The organism is Acidithiobacillus sp. TH-A117 (assembly GCF_057473465.1).
Genome location: NZ_JBYCKQ010000033.1, coordinates 1 through 13,583, shown reverse-complemented (window position 1 = coordinate 13,583; position 13,583 = coordinate 1). Strand labels below are relative to the sequence as shown.

Genomic DNA, 13,583 nt, shown 5'->3' with positions numbered 1-13,583 from the left:
CTGGAGGCATGAGCTTTGGGCTGTCACAAGTTGGGATCCAATTTCTGGGAGCCCCTTACCTTCAACGTTAGGAGTTACCAGTGGAATCAAATCGTTATAAACGTGGTTGGGAAAAACTCAAGGAGATCGACGGTCACGCCGGCGAGAAGGTGATTGATGCATTGAAGGACATTGCGCCGGATCTCGCCCGCTACACCATTGAGTTTCCTTTTGGTGATGTTTACTCCCGTGGAGTTCTTTCGCTAAAGGAGCGGGAAATTGCCACCGTTGCTGCTTTGGCCGCCTTGGGTAATGCACAACCCCAACTCAAAGTACATATTCATGGAGCACTCAACGTCGGTTGCACAAGGCAAGAGATCGTCGAAATCATGATTCAAATGGCTGTGTACGCCGGGTTTCCTGCAGCGCTCAATGGTATTTTTGCAGCCAAGGAAGTCTTCGCCGAGCGTAATCATTTGGGGCAGGTGAATTGACCCTCCTAACTCTGCATTCGAGCGGGATGCGCCAAAAGCCGCGCGCTCCTCAATTTGAACGTTGCACGATCTAACCTTATTCGTTAGGCATCTCACCAGAAAGGTGACAATAGGCACACATCAAGATAGACTTGGGGCATGAAACCATTTCGCTGGAACCACGAAAAGAATGAGGCGCTGAAAATTGAGCGCGACATTTCATTCGAGATTGTAGCGCTTGCTATTGAGGCTGATGGCCTGCTGGATGAATTGCGCCACCCAAACACGGAAAAATATCCGAATCAATCCGTTTTCGTCGTAGCATTTGATGGTTATGCTTACTTGGTGCCTTACGTTGAAGAGCCGGATTACTATTTTTTGAAGACAGTAATCCCCAGCAGAAAGGCTACCAGAGACTATTTGCTGAGGGGTAATCCAGATGAAAAAGCTTGATGCGTTTGAAGAAGACATTTTGGCAGCCTATGAAAGAGGGGAGTTCAAGTCCACATCCCCTTCAAAAGCAGAGTTGGCAAAATTCAAAGCGGCTGCTACAGCCACCTTTCTGAAAGAAAAGCGGGTTAACATTCGCCTTTCCGCGCCAGACTTGATGGATATTCAAGCACGTGCGCTTGAAGAAGGTATGCCATATCAGACGTTAATCGCCAGCGTCCTTCACAAGTTTGTGTCGGGGCGCCTTGTAGAATCTTTGCCCAGTCTAACTTCTCATTCAAGCGGAACGCGCCAAAAGCGGCGCACTCCTCAATAGCTCCGCGTCTGAATTTCACGAGCTCGGCGATCCACACTGGTTACGCAACGGCTGCGTCTTCTTAAGTCGACACCCCGCAAACGCATTGCCTCCCGGCGAGGGTGCCGCACAACTCGGGATCCCTTTGGACCACCCGCAAGCTGCGCTTGAGGTCCATAACACCACCCCAGAAATCACAATGATGTCTGGGTTTTTATTTACAACTACAGATCTAGTGGGAACTAGAACGGAATATCATCATCAAAATCTTCCATGGGCGGGGGAGCATCCTGCTTGCGTCCTGCTCCGGCTGCTGCGGGGGCAGCTGAGGAGCGTCCACCGCCATGATCTTCTTCATCAAAACTGGCGGCACCGCCACTACCGCCGCGTGATCCTACCAGCTGCAGGCGGTCGCCGATGATTTCCGTGGTGTAGCGCTCCTGACCGTCCTTGTCCGTCCATTTGCGGGTCTGCAGGCGGCCTTCCACGTAGGCCATGCTGCCCTTGCGCAGATACTCCCCGGCGATTTCAGCGGTACGGTTGAAAAACACTACACGATGCCATTCGGTGCGCTCCTGCTTGTTGCCGTCCCGATCCTTGTAGGTTTCAGAGGTAGCCAAACTGAAATTGGCGATAGCCGCCCCGCTGGGCTGATAGCGCATCTCCGGGTCCCGGCCCAGATGTCCTAATAATATGACCTTGTTCACTCCCGCCATTGTCAGATCTCCTTATGTACAGGGGGACGGCTGTCCCCGAAAGCTCTATACTAACTCATTCGCAGAAAATCTCATTCCCAAGGCAAAAAAAGGCTGTGGCTAGATGGAACACATCCATATCCGGGGCGCACGCACCCATAACCTCAAAAACATCTCATTGACTCTGCCCCGGGACCGCCTCATTGTCATCACCGGCTTGTCGGGTTCAGGCAAATCCTCCCTGGCTTTTGATACCCTCTACGCCGAAGGCCAGCGTCGCTATGTGGAGAGCCTTTCGGCTTATGCCCGACAGTTTCTGTCGCTGATGGGCAAGCCCGATGTGGATGCCATTGAAGGACTGTCTCCCGCCATTTCCATCGAACAGAAATCCACTTCCCATAATCCCCGCTCGACGGTCGGGACGGTGACCGAAATTCATGATTATCTGCGTCTGCTCTATGCCCGCACCGGCACGCCCTGGTGCTGCGGGGCACCCATCCAGAGCCAGACCATCAGCCAGATGGTGGATCAGTTACTGGCTCTGCCAGAAGGCGAAAAGCTGATGATTCTTGCCCCTCTGGTGCGTGACCGCAAAGGCAGCCATGAAGAAGTGATCAGCACCCTACGCGCCCGGGGCCTGATCCGCGCCCGGGTGAATGGCGAGATGCTTGAACTGGACGAAATCCCCAGCCTGGACAAAAAACGCAAGCACCGCATCGAGGCGGTCATTGATCGGCTGGTGCTGCGCCCTGACAGCGGGCCACGCCTGGCCGAATCCCTGGAGACTGCCCTCAGTCTGGCCGATGACCAGGCCATTGCCGTATTGATGGGGCCGCAACATCAGGAAGAACGGTTATTTTCGGCGCACCATGCCTGCCCCAGCTGTGGACGCTCCTTTCCGGCCCTGGAGCCCCGGCTGTTTTCCTTCAACAATCCGGCGGGAGCCTGCCCACGTTGTGATGGTCTGGGGGAAATCACTTTTTTCGATCCTGATCTGGTGGTGCCTGACCCGCGCCTGAGCCTGAGTAGCGGGGCCATTGCCGCCTGGACCAAGCGTCACAAGGAACACTATGCCCCGCTCCTGAAGGCGCTGGCCGCCCATTTTCACTTTTCTCTGGAGACTGCCTGGGAGGATCTCCCTTTTGAGATACGCGAACAGATATTGCACGGCTCTGACGAACGCATATCCGTGCAGCAGGGCTCCCGCAGTCATCAGATGCATTTCGAGGGGGTCATCCCCGGCCTGGAGCGCCGCCTGCGCGAATCCCAATCTAATCTGGCCCGGGAAGAAATCATGCGCTATATGGGTCGCTTGCGTTGCCCCGCTTGCCAGGGCAGCCGCCTGCGTGAAGAGGCGCGCATGGTCAAAGTCGGGCCGCTGGCCATTCAGGAAGTCTCCGCCCTGCCCATTCGCGAGTCACTGCAACATTTTGAGCAGCTCCAACTGGAGGGACAGGAAGCCGTCATCGCCGAAAGAATCCTCAAGGAAATCGGCAGTCGCCTGAAATTTCTGGTGGACGTGGGGCTGGCCTATCTGAGCCTGGATCGTTCGGCAGAAACTCTCTCGGGCGGAGAAGCCCAGCGCATTCGCCTGGCCTCCCAGATTGGGGCCGGACTGGTGGGGGTCATGTATGTGCTGGATGAACCATCCATCGGCCTGCACCAGCGCGATAATGACCGCCTGATCGGCACCCTCAAACACCTGCGCGATCTCGGCAATACAGTCATTGTCGTGGAACATGACGAAGATGCCATTCGCGCTGCGGATCATGTGGTGGATATGGGGCCCGGGGCCGGCACCCACGGCGGTTCGGTTATCGCTCAGGGTACCCCCGAGGATATCCGCGCCAATCCCGATTCTCTCACTGGCCGTTATCTGACCGGCGACCTGTGTATTGCCGTTCCTGAACGACGGCGCCATGACCAGCAACGCTGGCTGGAAGTCATCGGTGCCACCGGCAACAATTTACAGGCGGTCCATGCCCGGATTCCCATCGGCCTGTTTACCTGCATCACCGGGGTCAGTGGTTCGGGCAAATCCACTCTCATCAACGACACCCTGTATCCGGCCTGCGCGCGGGCGCTGATGGGCAGCACCCAGAGCCCGGCTCCCCATCAGCAAATTCTGGGGCTGGAAGCACTGGACAAGGTGATTGCCATCGACCAGAGCCCCATCGGGCGTACGCCGCGCAGCAACCCGGCCACCTACACCGGACTGTTCACCCCGATTCGGGAACTGTTTGCGGCCACCAGTGAAGCCCGGGCCAGAGGCTACAATCCCGGCCGTTTCAGCTTCAACGTCAAGGGCGGGCGCTGCGAGGCCTGCGAAGGCGATGGCGTTATCCGCGTGGAAATGCATTTTCTGCCGGACATTTACGTCCCCTGCGACGTATGCGCCGGCAAACGCTACAAGCGGGAAACCCTGGATGTGCATTACAAGGGCAAAAACATTCACGAAATTCTGGAGATGACCGTGGAAGATGCCCGGGAATTTTTTGCACCGGTTCCGGCCATTGCCCGTAAATTGCAGACTCTTCTGGACGTGGGGCTGGGCTACCTGCGCCTCGGCCAGTCCGCCACCACTCTATCGGGAGGGGAAGCCCAGCGGGTGAAGCTGTCCCGGGAATTATCCCGGCGCGACACCGGGCGGACCTTGTATATTCTCGATGAGCCGACCACCGGCCTGCATTTCCATGATATTGCCCTGCTCCTGGTGGTGCTGCAGAAACTCGCCGACGCCGGCAATACCATCGTGGTCATCGAACATAATCTCGATGTCATCAAGACGGCCGATTGGATTATCGACCTCGGTCCGGAAGGGGGATCTGGGGGCGGCCAGATTATTGCCACAGGCAGCCCGGATGCAGTCGCCCACCATCCGGCTTCCTACACCGGTCACTACCTGGCGCGACATTTAGCCCGATAAATTGCACAATATGGCCGTAAATCTGACCTGGAGCCGTGAATATGTCCGTTCTCCCCGAACGTCGTGAACAAATCCGTAGCGCCCACGCCGCCCTCATCCTGCAAGTGGTGGCCGCCTGCCAGAACACCCAGTTACGCCCGCCGGTGGAAGACCATCTGCGCGTTGCTGCTGCCAATGGCTGGGGCGATCTGGTGGCGGTACTGCAGCAGATTCTCGGCGGCAAGCGTGAGCTAGGCCTGTTGCAAGGACTGGATGAGGAAGACAGCGTCATTGTCGAATCCATCCTCATGGGTCTGCAAAACCCGGCAACTCTGCCTCAGCCTGCCGGTCAGGCGGACCCGGGCATGGCCGCGCCGGGACTGGCCAGCGTCATCCTCGCCGCCCGCCGGGGCGACCCCCAGGCCGTGGCCTGGCTCGGGCAGATGGCCAGCCAGATGCAAAAAGCGGGGGGTGATATGGCGCGCATGGGCGCCGCCCTCGGGCCCTTGTCCAGAGGCCTCGACGATCGCCGTAAACTGGAAAAAGGCATGGGTCCCCTGGGGCGCAGCCTGCTGCAGGGGGTCCTGGATGAACTCGCCAAGGCCGAGCTGCATTAATCTCTCATGCGCCAGGATAACTTGAAATAGTCTTTTCCTGCCCTTATTTCCCAAGCTAACGTCATTTTATTTTTCAGGAGTATTGCATGGCCACTGGTGAACATATCCGCGAAGTCAACTTAGGCAATTTTCAGGAAGCCGTCATTGGGCTTTCCCAAAAGACCCTGGTCCTCGTGGATTTCTGGGCGCCCTGGTGTGGGCCCTGCCGCGCCCTCGGTCCCATCCTCGAAAAACTGGCGGAAGAAATGCAGGGGGCTTTTGTTCTGGCTAAAATCAATTCCGATGAAAATCAGGAACTCTCGCAAAAATATCAGGTGCGGGGAATTCCTGCCGTCAAGGCCTTCAAAAACGGTCAGGTCGTGGATGAGTTCACCGGCGCACTTCCCGAATCTGCCATTCGTCAGTTTCTGGAAAAACATCTGCCCAAGCCCGGCGATGACCTGCGCGCTGCAGCCATGAATGCCATGGCCCAGGGCAAAACTGCCGAAGCCCAGGCCTTGCTCGAAGAAGCCCTCCAGCAGAATCCCCGGAATGACCAGGCACGACTGGCGCTGGCCCATCTGGCCATCCAGCAGGGCCAGCACGCCGAGGCGCAGGCGCAGATTGATGCCATGTCGCCTCTGTTTCAGATGGAAACCGAGGTGGAGGGTCTGAAGGCGCTGCTGGAGTTTACCGCAGAAGCGCGCAAAGCGCCGCCCATGCCGACCCTCGAGGCAACCATTGCCCAGGAAAAAGGCGACGCCCGCGCCTTGGCCATGTATCAACGCGCCCTGGTTCTGCTCCTGCAGGGCCAGGAAACAGATGCCTTAGATCAGCTGATCGAAATGGTGGAACGCCATAAAAATTACGAGGATGGCCTCGCCCGCAAAACGATCCTGAAAATTTTTGCCCTGCACGGCAATCAGGGAGCGATGGTGGAACAATATCGGACCAAACTGTCCCGCGCCCTGTATTAAGTGCTATGGTAGCTCACACACAGGAACCAAACCTTTCAATTTAGTGTCCTAGAGAATCAAAACTCCAAAGGAGAGTCCTATGGCGAATAGTCGCCCCAACAGCCTGTTAAAACGCCCGAAACTGCTCATCACCGCCATCGTTGCCGCCTGCTTTGGTTTTAGCCTCGGTGCCACGGAATGGGCCCAGGCGGATGCCACCGCGCCCGCTTTATCCATCAGCACCAATACGGCGCCGCAACAGGCTCTGGTAGCTCTCCCGGATTTTACGCCCATCATTGATCGCTACGGTCCGGCGGTGGTCAACATCAGTAGCACCACCAACAAGGTGATCCATCAGCAGACCAATCCGTTTCCGCCCAATTCACCTTTTTATCAGTTCTTTCAGCATTTCGGGGCTCCCGGACAAGGGGGCGGCCCCCAGCATCAGCAACACGAAAAAATCCAGTCCCTGGGCTCTGGTTTCATCATTAGTCCCGATGGCTACATTGTGACGGCGGGGCATGTGGTGCGTGGGGCCAATCATATTGTTGTCACCCTGACCAACCACCATGCCTATCCGGCCAAGCTCATCGGGCTTTCAGTGCGTTATGATACGGCCCTACTGAAAATTAATGCCAAGGATCTCCCGACAGTACCTCTCGGTAATTCTGACCATCTGAAAGTAGGCCAATGGCTGCTGGCAGTGGGTGCGCCCTTCGGCTTTTATAATACCGTCACTCAGGGCGTGGTCAGCGCCATGAACCGGCCCCTGCCCGATGATGAATATATTCCTTTCATTCAGAGTGATGTGCCCATCAATCCCGGCAACTCCGGCGGGCCGCTGTTCAACATGAAAGGCCAGGTGATCGGCATCAACGACCAGATTTATACCAACAGCGGCGGCTACATGGGGCTGTCATTCTCCATTCCCATCAATACCGTGATGCGCGTGGTCCAGGATTTCAAGGATCACAAGCCCATTCAGTTCGGATATCTGGGTGTTGAGGTGCAGGATGTGACGCCGCAAATGGCCCAGGCCCTGCACCTGCAGGAACCGGTCGGGGCGCTGGTGGCCTCGGTCATGCCCGGTAGCCCGGCGGCCAAGGCCGGGATCCAGCCCGGCGATGTCATTGTCACCTACAACGGCAAGCCGGTGTATAACGTCGGGCAATTGCCGCCCATGGTCGGCAACACCGTTCCGGGTAGCCATGCCAGCGTCGGTATCCTCCATCATGGCGTGGCGGAAACCAAAAACGTGCTGGTGACTGCTCTGCCGAAAAAAATGGATGAAAAAAGCAGCAGTGCATTACCCTCTGCACCAACCAAAACCCTGAAAATTCCGCGCATGGATATCCATGTCCAAGATCTGAACCCGGACATTGAAAAACAGCTGGATGTGCATCATGGCGTCGTCGTGGTGGGGGTCAGCGAAGGCCCGGCTGCCGAAGCCGGCCTCATGCCCGGCATGATCATCCAGCAGATCAATCAGCAGAAAGTCAATAATGTCAGCACGCTGGCCAGCATTGTCGCCGGACTACCTGCCGACCAACCCATTCCCCTTCTGGTCCGTCAGGGTAAAGCCAGCATTTATGTGGTGATTACCCTGTCCAAAAAATAGGGCTTTTCGGCGGACCTGTTGCCGCAGTCCCCGGGGACTGCGGTTTGAGCGTCAGAGGACGTTACGTTCGACAATAACCTCTGAATAGGGATCGCCCATCGCCACGCAGGCACTTTGCCGTCCCCAGAAACCGGATTTGGAACGATTCACCTGGTAATAGAAGTCGAGGGTGAGGTCCGGCTTGGTGGTAATATCGGCGCTGTAGAGCAGGTTCATCAGTGAAGCACCAATCCCCGTCATCAGGTAATCCACCGGATGATCGGCCTTGCCAAAGCCCCGCAGGTAACCCAATGATTCATAGGGATACCAGGCTCTCAACACCAGGCGTTCATTGGGCACCAGTTCATGAATCCGCCAGACTCCCCAGCCGAGCGCGTTGATACAGGCCACAATACCCGCCATCCAGTCTTCCCGACAATGTAACTGGGGAACCACCAGTTGATACCAGGGGTCCGAGCGCATGATCCCGCCCATCGTGTTGAAACCACAAATATGACCTGCTTCAATAAGCAGGGTGTCGGCCAGCTCTTTACCCCGCAATCCGGAAAATTTTTCCTTGTAATAAAACAGGGCGGGATATTCGTACCACAACATTTCATCGAGCAACGGATGGGTGGCCAGGGCGTTGACCAGCGCCTCCTCAAAACGGAATGACACCAGATTGTAGTAGTCCGCATAGTGGCGGGTCAGACAGACCCCGAATTCACGAATCAATCCATCCGCGTCACCGGCCAGGGGCATGCCGCTTACGGCGGCTATGATGGCCGATTCATCCACATGAAGCCCAAATGTACGCTCAGGAATATCCACTACTTCTGTTACTTGTGGCAGCAGCATACTTTTTTGCGCGTCGCTCATTTGGCCATCGGGATGAGCTATATGCACTTCATTCATCCAGAATTCTGTTTGTTCATCTCCCCGGCTCAGGGCCTGATCTCCTGAACGATTGCCCAGATGACCTGAAAAAGGCTTTTCATAAACTGCAGATAAGGCACCAATGGCAAAGCCCAGATCAAAATGTTCTCCTGCCCAGCGTCTTTTTCCGTAATTCAGGCGCAAAGCAAAACCATAATGGGAATGTTTTTCGACCATCTGAAAGGCATTTTCCGGATCATCCGGCAGACGAAATGAAGCCAGGGGCAAATCACCAAAGCCGCAAAAACGATAGACGGCTTCGGCATAAGCCAGCCGTTCTTCCACGGTCCAGTCAGGATGGCCCTGAAAATGTCTGCGCAGTTGCCGGAAACTCACCTCGGCGGCAGACTGCTTGAGGATGGGATCCCGCTGGATATAGTGGCAGTCCTCGACCACCAACTGTAAAAACCGGTTGTAATGATTGCAGTGGAAAACCACGGGTTCATTGTCGATAGTGACTATACCGGTGCCGGGGTCACGTTGAGGATGTATAGCGGGAAGGGACATTGTGATCTGCTCCACGGCTTGGGCTGAGATTTCTTGATGTCAGTTAGTCGAATCGCGCAAGCTTGCAAGGAACGTAGGAGCAAAAAACCACCCCCACCCACGCCCCTTCTACGCGCGGGGGTGATGCTTTTCGTGCAGGGCCTTGAGGCGGGCCTGGGCCACATGGGTGTAAATTTCGGTGGTGCCCAGATTGGCATGACCCAGCATCAGTTGCACGCTGCGCAGATCGGCACCATGATTGAGCAGATGGGTGGCAAAAGCATGACGCAGACTATGCGGGGAAACTGTTTGCTCAATTCCCACCACTTTGGCATAGCCCTCGATATTCTGCCAGAAACGCTGGCGGGTCATGGCCGCTCCCCGCGCGGTCACAAATACGGCGGCAGAAATCCGCTCACCCAGAATCTGCGGGCGGGCGTTTTGCAAATATGCTGATACCCGCTCGGCCGCCATCTCGCCCATGGGTACCAGCCGCTCCTTGCGCCCCTTGCCGAAAACCATCACCAGATCCGCCGTCAAGTCCAGTTGCCGCATTTCCAGATTGACCAGTTCGGAAACCCGCAACCCGCAGGCATACATCAATTCCAGCATGGCGGCATCACGCAAGCCTAGAGGCCGGGTCAGATCGGGAGCAGCGAGCAGGGCCTCGATTTGCGTCTCGCTGAGCACATGGGGCAGATAACGGGCCAGACGGGGGCTTTGCAGGTTCTGGCTGGGGTTGCGGGTAATCCAGCCCTCACGCAGGGCATAACCGTAGAAGCGACGGGTGCTGGACAGAAGCCGGGCCACGGAACGCAGGGCCGCACCCGATTGCAGTTTCTGCCCGAGAATACGCCCCAGATGACTGGTATCGGCGCTGATTAAATCGACATCCAGCTCGGCCAGGGCGGTAGATAACTGGAGCAGATCCTGCCGGTAGGCAGCAAGGGTATTTTCACCGAGATTTTTTTCGAGCCAGAGCGCATCCAGAAAGCCATCAATACGCTGACGATCCTCAATGGAAGGCTGCGCCATCGGCCTGCAAGCGCTTATTCAATCAAAATAGAAACGTAATACCACCAGCGGATGAATCCACGCCAATGGTCCCCCGGTAATGGTTCCGGCACGCTGGGCGGTACGCCAGACCGGCCAAAAACCCGGGGGATTATCCTGATCAACCGCTCTTTCGGCCACCTGCAACCACCAGTCGGCAGCCGTACCGGATGCCGCCGCATACAATGCGCCCTGCCAGGTAAACGGCGCCGGAACAGGCTCAGACCAGGCCCGTTCGCGATAAGCGGCTAGGGTACTGAAATCCGGCCAGTCTTCACGGCGCTGCCACCCCGCAAAGCTGAAAGTGCTCGCGGCGGCACTGAACAGGACCTTGCGGGCCTGGCGCAAACTACGATGGGGCAAAGTCAGCAAGGTGCCCAGCCAGACATAGAGGCGCATCAACGCCTGGGGTTCATGACGGTGCCCGCCCTCAATAATCATCAGGGTCACGGTCAGGAAAAGCTGACGAATGGCATCCAGGGGTTGATCACCCATGGCCCGCACCCGCCCCATAAAGGCGGGCAGATCCCGTTCTCGCAAAGCATGCAGCAAGGGCTTGTCCACTTCGCTATCGCGGCTGGCGCGCCCTTCGGGAACCACCACCGCCACCCCGGCAGGTTGTTGCCAGTGGCTGTGCAGGAGGGCCAGAGCACCCAGCGCAAAAGGCCGTGCGGGCAGTTCGGCAGCGGCGTCGTGCCACTGCCCGAAAAGAATACTGCGCAGACCCTGAGCATGACTGTCATCGGCCAGACGCTGGGCAAGGCGGTTCAGGACAATCCGCCGGGCATGATCATCATCCGCCATGCTTTGCAGCAGGGGAGACAGTTGCTCCAGGTCAGCTTCTTCCACCGCCTTGGACAGCAGATCGACTTCCATATCCAGAGGCATGGGTGGGCGGGCTTCCAGCAGCAAAGCATCCGGCAGGGCCGGCTTGTCCATCTGCAATCTTTTGCTTTCCTGAATGACCAACGCAGCAGCCAGCAGCTCCACCGGAAGCTGCTCCGCTTCGGCCCAGATGGACTGGCTATCCACTACCACCTGCAGGGCTTCGGTATCTCCTCCAGCACCCCACCAGCAAGGCAGGATATCCTGCTGCCAGGCCGAGCGCAGCAATACCCTCTGACCCGGGTCCGCCCAGAGTGCCGCCTGGTCAGCGCCGGACGCAGAACGCCAGTGTTCCAGAATTTCCCCGAACGCTGGCGTCATCACCCGATTATCCACAGCGAACCCGGACTTTGCCGGGTAGCGCGGCAGATATCATCAGCCCAGTTTTTCTTTGATGCGGGCCGCTTTGCCGGACAGATTACGCAGGTAGTACAGCTTGGCGCGACGCACATCACCGCGACGCTTGACTTCTACCTTGGTCACCAGCGGCGAGTATGAGGGGAAAACACGCTCCACCCCTTCTCCATTGGAGATTTTCCGGACCGTAAAGGCGGAATGCAGACCGCGATTACGACGGGCAATGCAAATGCCTTCGAAAATCTGGATACGTTCACGGTCGCCTTCCTTGACCTTGACGTGTACGGCCACGGTATCGCCCGCACCAAAAGCCGGAAGCTCCGACTGCACCTGTTCTTTGTTGATTTCGTCAATGATGTTCACAGCCCTGCTCCTTCACCTAGTATTACTGCACCTCGCCGTCCTGACGGCGATAATCTTCCAATAACTGCTGCTCTTGCGCACTCAAAACCCGTTGCGCCAACACATCCGGACGCCGCTCAGCGGTACGCCCCAGGGACTGCTGCAAGCGCCAACGGCGAATCCGGGCATGATCCCCGGACAGCAAAACCTCCGGCACCTTCTTCCCGCCCACTACTTCCGGACGCGTATAGTGGGGACAATCCAGCAATCCCGCGTCCGCAAAACTGTCCTCGGCGGCCGAGTCGGCATGTCCCAGCAGACCCGGCAACTGCCGGGCTACCGCTTCCATCAGCACCAGGGCCGGCAGTTCACCGCCCGCCAGCACATAATCGCCGATGGACCACTCAGCATCCACCTCAGCCAGCACCCGCTCATCGATGCCCTCGTAGCGGCCTGCCAGCAAAATCAATCCTTCCGTGCCCGCAAAGTCCTGCACTGCAGACTGCTGCAGACGCTGCCCCTGGGGCGACAAATACAGCACCGGCGCTCCGGGGTTGGCCGCTCGCGCCGCAGCAATGGCAGCCAGCAGAGGCGGCGCCATCATCAACATCCCCGGACCACCTCCGAAGGGCCGATCATCAACGCGGCGGTAGGCGTTATCGCTGAAATCCCGGGGATTCCAGGTATGCACCTGAATCAACCCCTTGGCCTGACCGCGCCCCAGCACCCCCTCACGCAGATAACCGTGAATCAGCTCCGGAAAAATGGTGATGATATCAAAGCGCATCACCAATCCGCTTGCCAATCGGCGTGAATCTGCCGGGCGTCCCTATCCACACCGGCAGCCGTCTCGTCCGACCAGGGAATCAATAGTTCCCCGCCTTTTCCATCGTCCAGCACCATGACGTCATTGGCACCGGTTTCCAGAAAAGACTTTACCGTTCCCAGACATTGGCCTTCCTGATTCAGCACCTGCATCCCGAGCAGATCACGCCAGTAAAACTCCCCCGGCTGCAGCTCCGGCAAGTGCGCTCGGGCAATCCGGATCTCCTGGCCAATGAGCGCACGCGCCTGCTCCCGGTCATCCACACCGACCAGCTTGGCAACCACCCCTTCACCCTGCATGCGCCCTTCTTCCAGCCGGTAGGCGTGGCGCTCAGGCCCCAGCAACCAGGGTGAGTAGTCGAGAATGGCATCACGCAGATCGGTAAAGGAAAACACCTTGACCATGCCGCGCACACCGTAGATGCCGGAAATTTTTCCCAGCACCACCCATTCTTCCGACTCAGGCGGCGGCAACACCCGTCTTACTCACGCCTTCTTTCTTGAAAAAGCCGGCCACCGTGTCAGAAGGCTGGGCGCCCTGGCTCAGCCAGTAAGCGGCACGTTCTTTGTCAATCCGCAACTCGGCGGTAGCACCAATGGGATTATAAAAACCCAGGCGTTCAATGAAACGGCCATCGCGACGATTACGGCTATCGGTCACCACGATGTGATAAAAAGGCCGCTTTTTGGCGCCGCCCCGGGCCATACGAATAACTACCATGTGTTCTCCTTAACCATGTCCTCTCCCACTGG

Annotated in this window: 15 protein-coding genes; 7 read left to right on the top strand and 8 right to left on the bottom strand. The window is 57.4% G+C overall.

All coding sequences use genetic code 11. The features are described from left to right. The first annotated feature begins 80 nt into the window (after nucleotides 1-80). From AC2VLR_RS08160 to AC2VLR_RS08150, 3 genes are all read left to right on the top strand, one after another. Nucleotides 81-473, top strand: a complete 393-nt coding sequence (locus AC2VLR_RS08160) for a carboxymuconolactone decarboxylase family protein (RefSeq protein WP_486881689.1) — start codon at nucleotides 81-83, stop codon at nucleotides 471-473. A gap of 138 nt (nucleotides 474-611) precedes the next feature. Beyond that, a complete protein-coding gene (locus AC2VLR_RS08155) occupies nucleotides 612-905 on the top strand; it encodes a toxin (protein ID WP_215844328.1) in 294 nt (97 codons plus the stop codon). Continuing rightward, nucleotides 892-1,218, top strand: a complete 327-nt coding sequence (locus tag AC2VLR_RS08150; protein ID WP_215844329.1) for a hypothetical protein — start codon at nucleotides 892-894, stop codon at nucleotides 1,216-1,218. The genes AC2VLR_RS08155 and AC2VLR_RS08150 overlap by 14 nt, the downstream gene beginning before the upstream one ends. Nucleotides 1,219-1,439: 221 nt before the next feature. On the opposite strand, the gene AC2VLR_RS08145 is transcribed toward AC2VLR_RS08150, so the two are convergent. Continuing rightward, nucleotides 1,440-1,913: a single-stranded DNA-binding protein gene (locus tag AC2VLR_RS08145; RefSeq protein WP_303646333.1), complete on the bottom strand. Its 474-nt coding sequence runs from the start codon at nucleotides 1,911-1,913 to the stop codon at nucleotides 1,440-1,442. A gap of 103 nt (nucleotides 1,914-2,016) precedes the next feature. On the opposite strand from AC2VLR_RS08145, the gene uvrA reads away from it, so the two are divergent. The 4 genes from uvrA (at nucleotide 2,017) to AC2VLR_RS08125 (ending at nucleotide 7,967) form a co-directional block, all read left to right on the top strand. Continuing rightward, nucleotides 2,017-4,818, top strand: coding sequence for an excinuclease ABC subunit UvrA (gene uvrA / locus AC2VLR_RS08140; RefSeq protein ID WP_486881688.1), 2,802 nt, complete (start codon nucleotides 2,017-2,019; stop codon nucleotides 4,816-4,818). 41 nt (nucleotides 4,819-4,859) lie between these two features. Continuing rightward, a complete protein-coding gene (locus AC2VLR_RS08135; RefSeq protein WP_486881687.1) occupies nucleotides 4,860-5,414 on the top strand; it encodes a hypothetical protein in 555 nt (184 codons plus the stop codon). Between the two features lie 86 nt (nucleotides 5,415-5,500). Continuing rightward, nucleotides 5,501-6,370, top strand: a complete 870-nt coding sequence (gene trxA, locus AC2VLR_RS08130; protein WP_486881686.1) for a thioredoxin — start codon at nucleotides 5,501-5,503, stop codon at nucleotides 6,368-6,370. A 79-nt stretch (nucleotides 6,371-6,449) separates the two neighbouring features. Next, nucleotides 6,450-7,967: a Do family serine endopeptidase gene (locus tag AC2VLR_RS08125; RefSeq protein WP_486881685.1), complete on the top strand. Its 1,518-nt coding sequence runs from the start codon at nucleotides 6,450-6,452 to the stop codon at nucleotides 7,965-7,967. A gap of 51 nt (nucleotides 7,968-8,018) precedes the next feature. Here AC2VLR_RS08125 and AC2VLR_RS08120 read toward each other — a convergent pair whose 3' ends face one another. The 7 genes from AC2VLR_RS08120 to rpsP form a co-directional block, all read right to left on the bottom strand. Continuing rightward, entirely contained in the window at nucleotides 8,019-9,389 is a 1,371-nt protein-coding gene (locus AC2VLR_RS08120; protein WP_486881684.1) for a hypothetical protein, read from the bottom strand. A 108-nt stretch (nucleotides 9,390-9,497) separates the two neighbouring features. Next, on the bottom strand, nucleotides 9,498-10,403 hold the full coding sequence (gene xerD / locus AC2VLR_RS08115; protein ID WP_486881683.1) for a site-specific tyrosine recombinase XerD: 906 nt from the start codon (nucleotides 10,401-10,403) through the stop codon (nucleotides 9,498-9,500). An 18-nt stretch (nucleotides 10,404-10,421) separates the two neighbouring features. Next, the gene (locus tag AC2VLR_RS08110; RefSeq protein WP_486881682.1) at nucleotides 10,422-11,627 is read right to left on the bottom strand and encodes a hypothetical protein; all 1,206 of its coding nucleotides are present in this window, start codon (nucleotides 11,625-11,627) and stop codon (nucleotides 10,422-10,424) included. Nucleotides 11,628-11,681: 54 nt separating this feature from the next. Beyond that, on the bottom strand, nucleotides 11,682-12,026 hold the full coding sequence (rplS, locus tag AC2VLR_RS08105; RefSeq protein ID WP_010637603.1) for a 50S ribosomal protein L19: 345 nt from the start codon (nucleotides 12,024-12,026) through the stop codon (nucleotides 11,682-11,684). A 22-nt stretch (nucleotides 12,027-12,048) separates the two neighbouring features. Further along, nucleotides 12,049-12,792 (bottom strand): tRNA (guanosine(37)-N1)-methyltransferase TrmD, encoded by a 744-nt coding sequence (gene trmD, locus AC2VLR_RS08100; RefSeq protein WP_486881681.1) that lies wholly within the window; start codon nucleotides 12,790-12,792, stop codon nucleotides 12,049-12,051. Continuing rightward, a complete protein-coding gene (rimM, locus tag AC2VLR_RS08095; RefSeq protein ID WP_486881680.1) occupies nucleotides 12,792-13,307 on the bottom strand; it encodes a ribosome maturation factor RimM in 516 nt (171 codons plus the stop codon). Before rimM ends, trmD begins: the two co-directional genes overlap by 1 nt. Further along, on the bottom strand, nucleotides 13,291-13,551 hold the full coding sequence (rpsP, locus tag AC2VLR_RS08090; protein ID WP_010637598.1) for a 30S ribosomal protein S16: 261 nt from the start codon (nucleotides 13,549-13,551) through the stop codon (nucleotides 13,291-13,293). The genes rimM and rpsP overlap by 17 nt, the downstream gene beginning before the upstream one ends. Nucleotides 13,552-13,583 lie beyond the last annotated feature (32 nt).

Coding starts and splice junctions, on each gene's coding strand:
- AC2VLR_RS08125 (WP_486881685.1), top strand. CDS start 6,450: ATGGCGAATAGTCGCCCCAACAGCCTGTTAAAACGCCCGAAACTGCTC.
- rpsP (WP_010637598.1), bottom strand. CDS start 13,551: ATGGTAGTTATTCGTATGGCCCGGGGCGGCGCCAAAAAGCGGCCTTTT.
- AC2VLR_RS08120 (WP_486881684.1), bottom strand. CDS start 9,389: ATGTCCCTTCCCGCTATACATCCTCAACGTGACCCCGGCACCGGTATA.
- AC2VLR_RS08155 (WP_215844328.1), top strand. CDS start 612: ATGAAACCATTTCGCTGGAACCACGAAAAGAATGAGGCGCTGAAAATT.
- AC2VLR_RS08150 (WP_215844329.1), top strand. CDS start 892: ATGAAAAAGCTTGATGCGTTTGAAGAAGACATTTTGGCAGCCTATGAA.
- xerD (WP_486881683.1), bottom strand. CDS start 10,403: ATGGCGCAGCCTTCCATTGAGGATCGTCAGCGTATTGATGGCTTTCTG.
- AC2VLR_RS08145 (WP_303646333.1), bottom strand. CDS start 1,913: ATGGCGGGAGTGAACAAGGTCATATTATTAGGACATCTGGGCCGGGAC.
- AC2VLR_RS08110 (WP_486881682.1), bottom strand. CDS start 11,627: ATGACGCCAGCGTTCGGGGAAATTCTGGAACACTGGCGTTCTGCGTCC.
- trxA (WP_486881686.1), top strand. CDS start 5,501: ATGGCCACTGGTGAACATATCCGCGAAGTCAACTTAGGCAATTTTCAG.
- trmD (WP_486881681.1), bottom strand. CDS start 12,792: ATGCGCTTTGATATCATCACCATTTTTCCGGAGCTGATTCACGGTTAT.
- AC2VLR_RS08135 (WP_486881687.1), top strand. CDS start 4,860: ATGTCCGTTCTCCCCGAACGTCGTGAACAAATCCGTAGCGCCCACGCC.
- uvrA (WP_486881688.1), top strand. CDS start 2,017: ATGGAACACATCCATATCCGGGGCGCACGCACCCATAACCTCAAAAAC.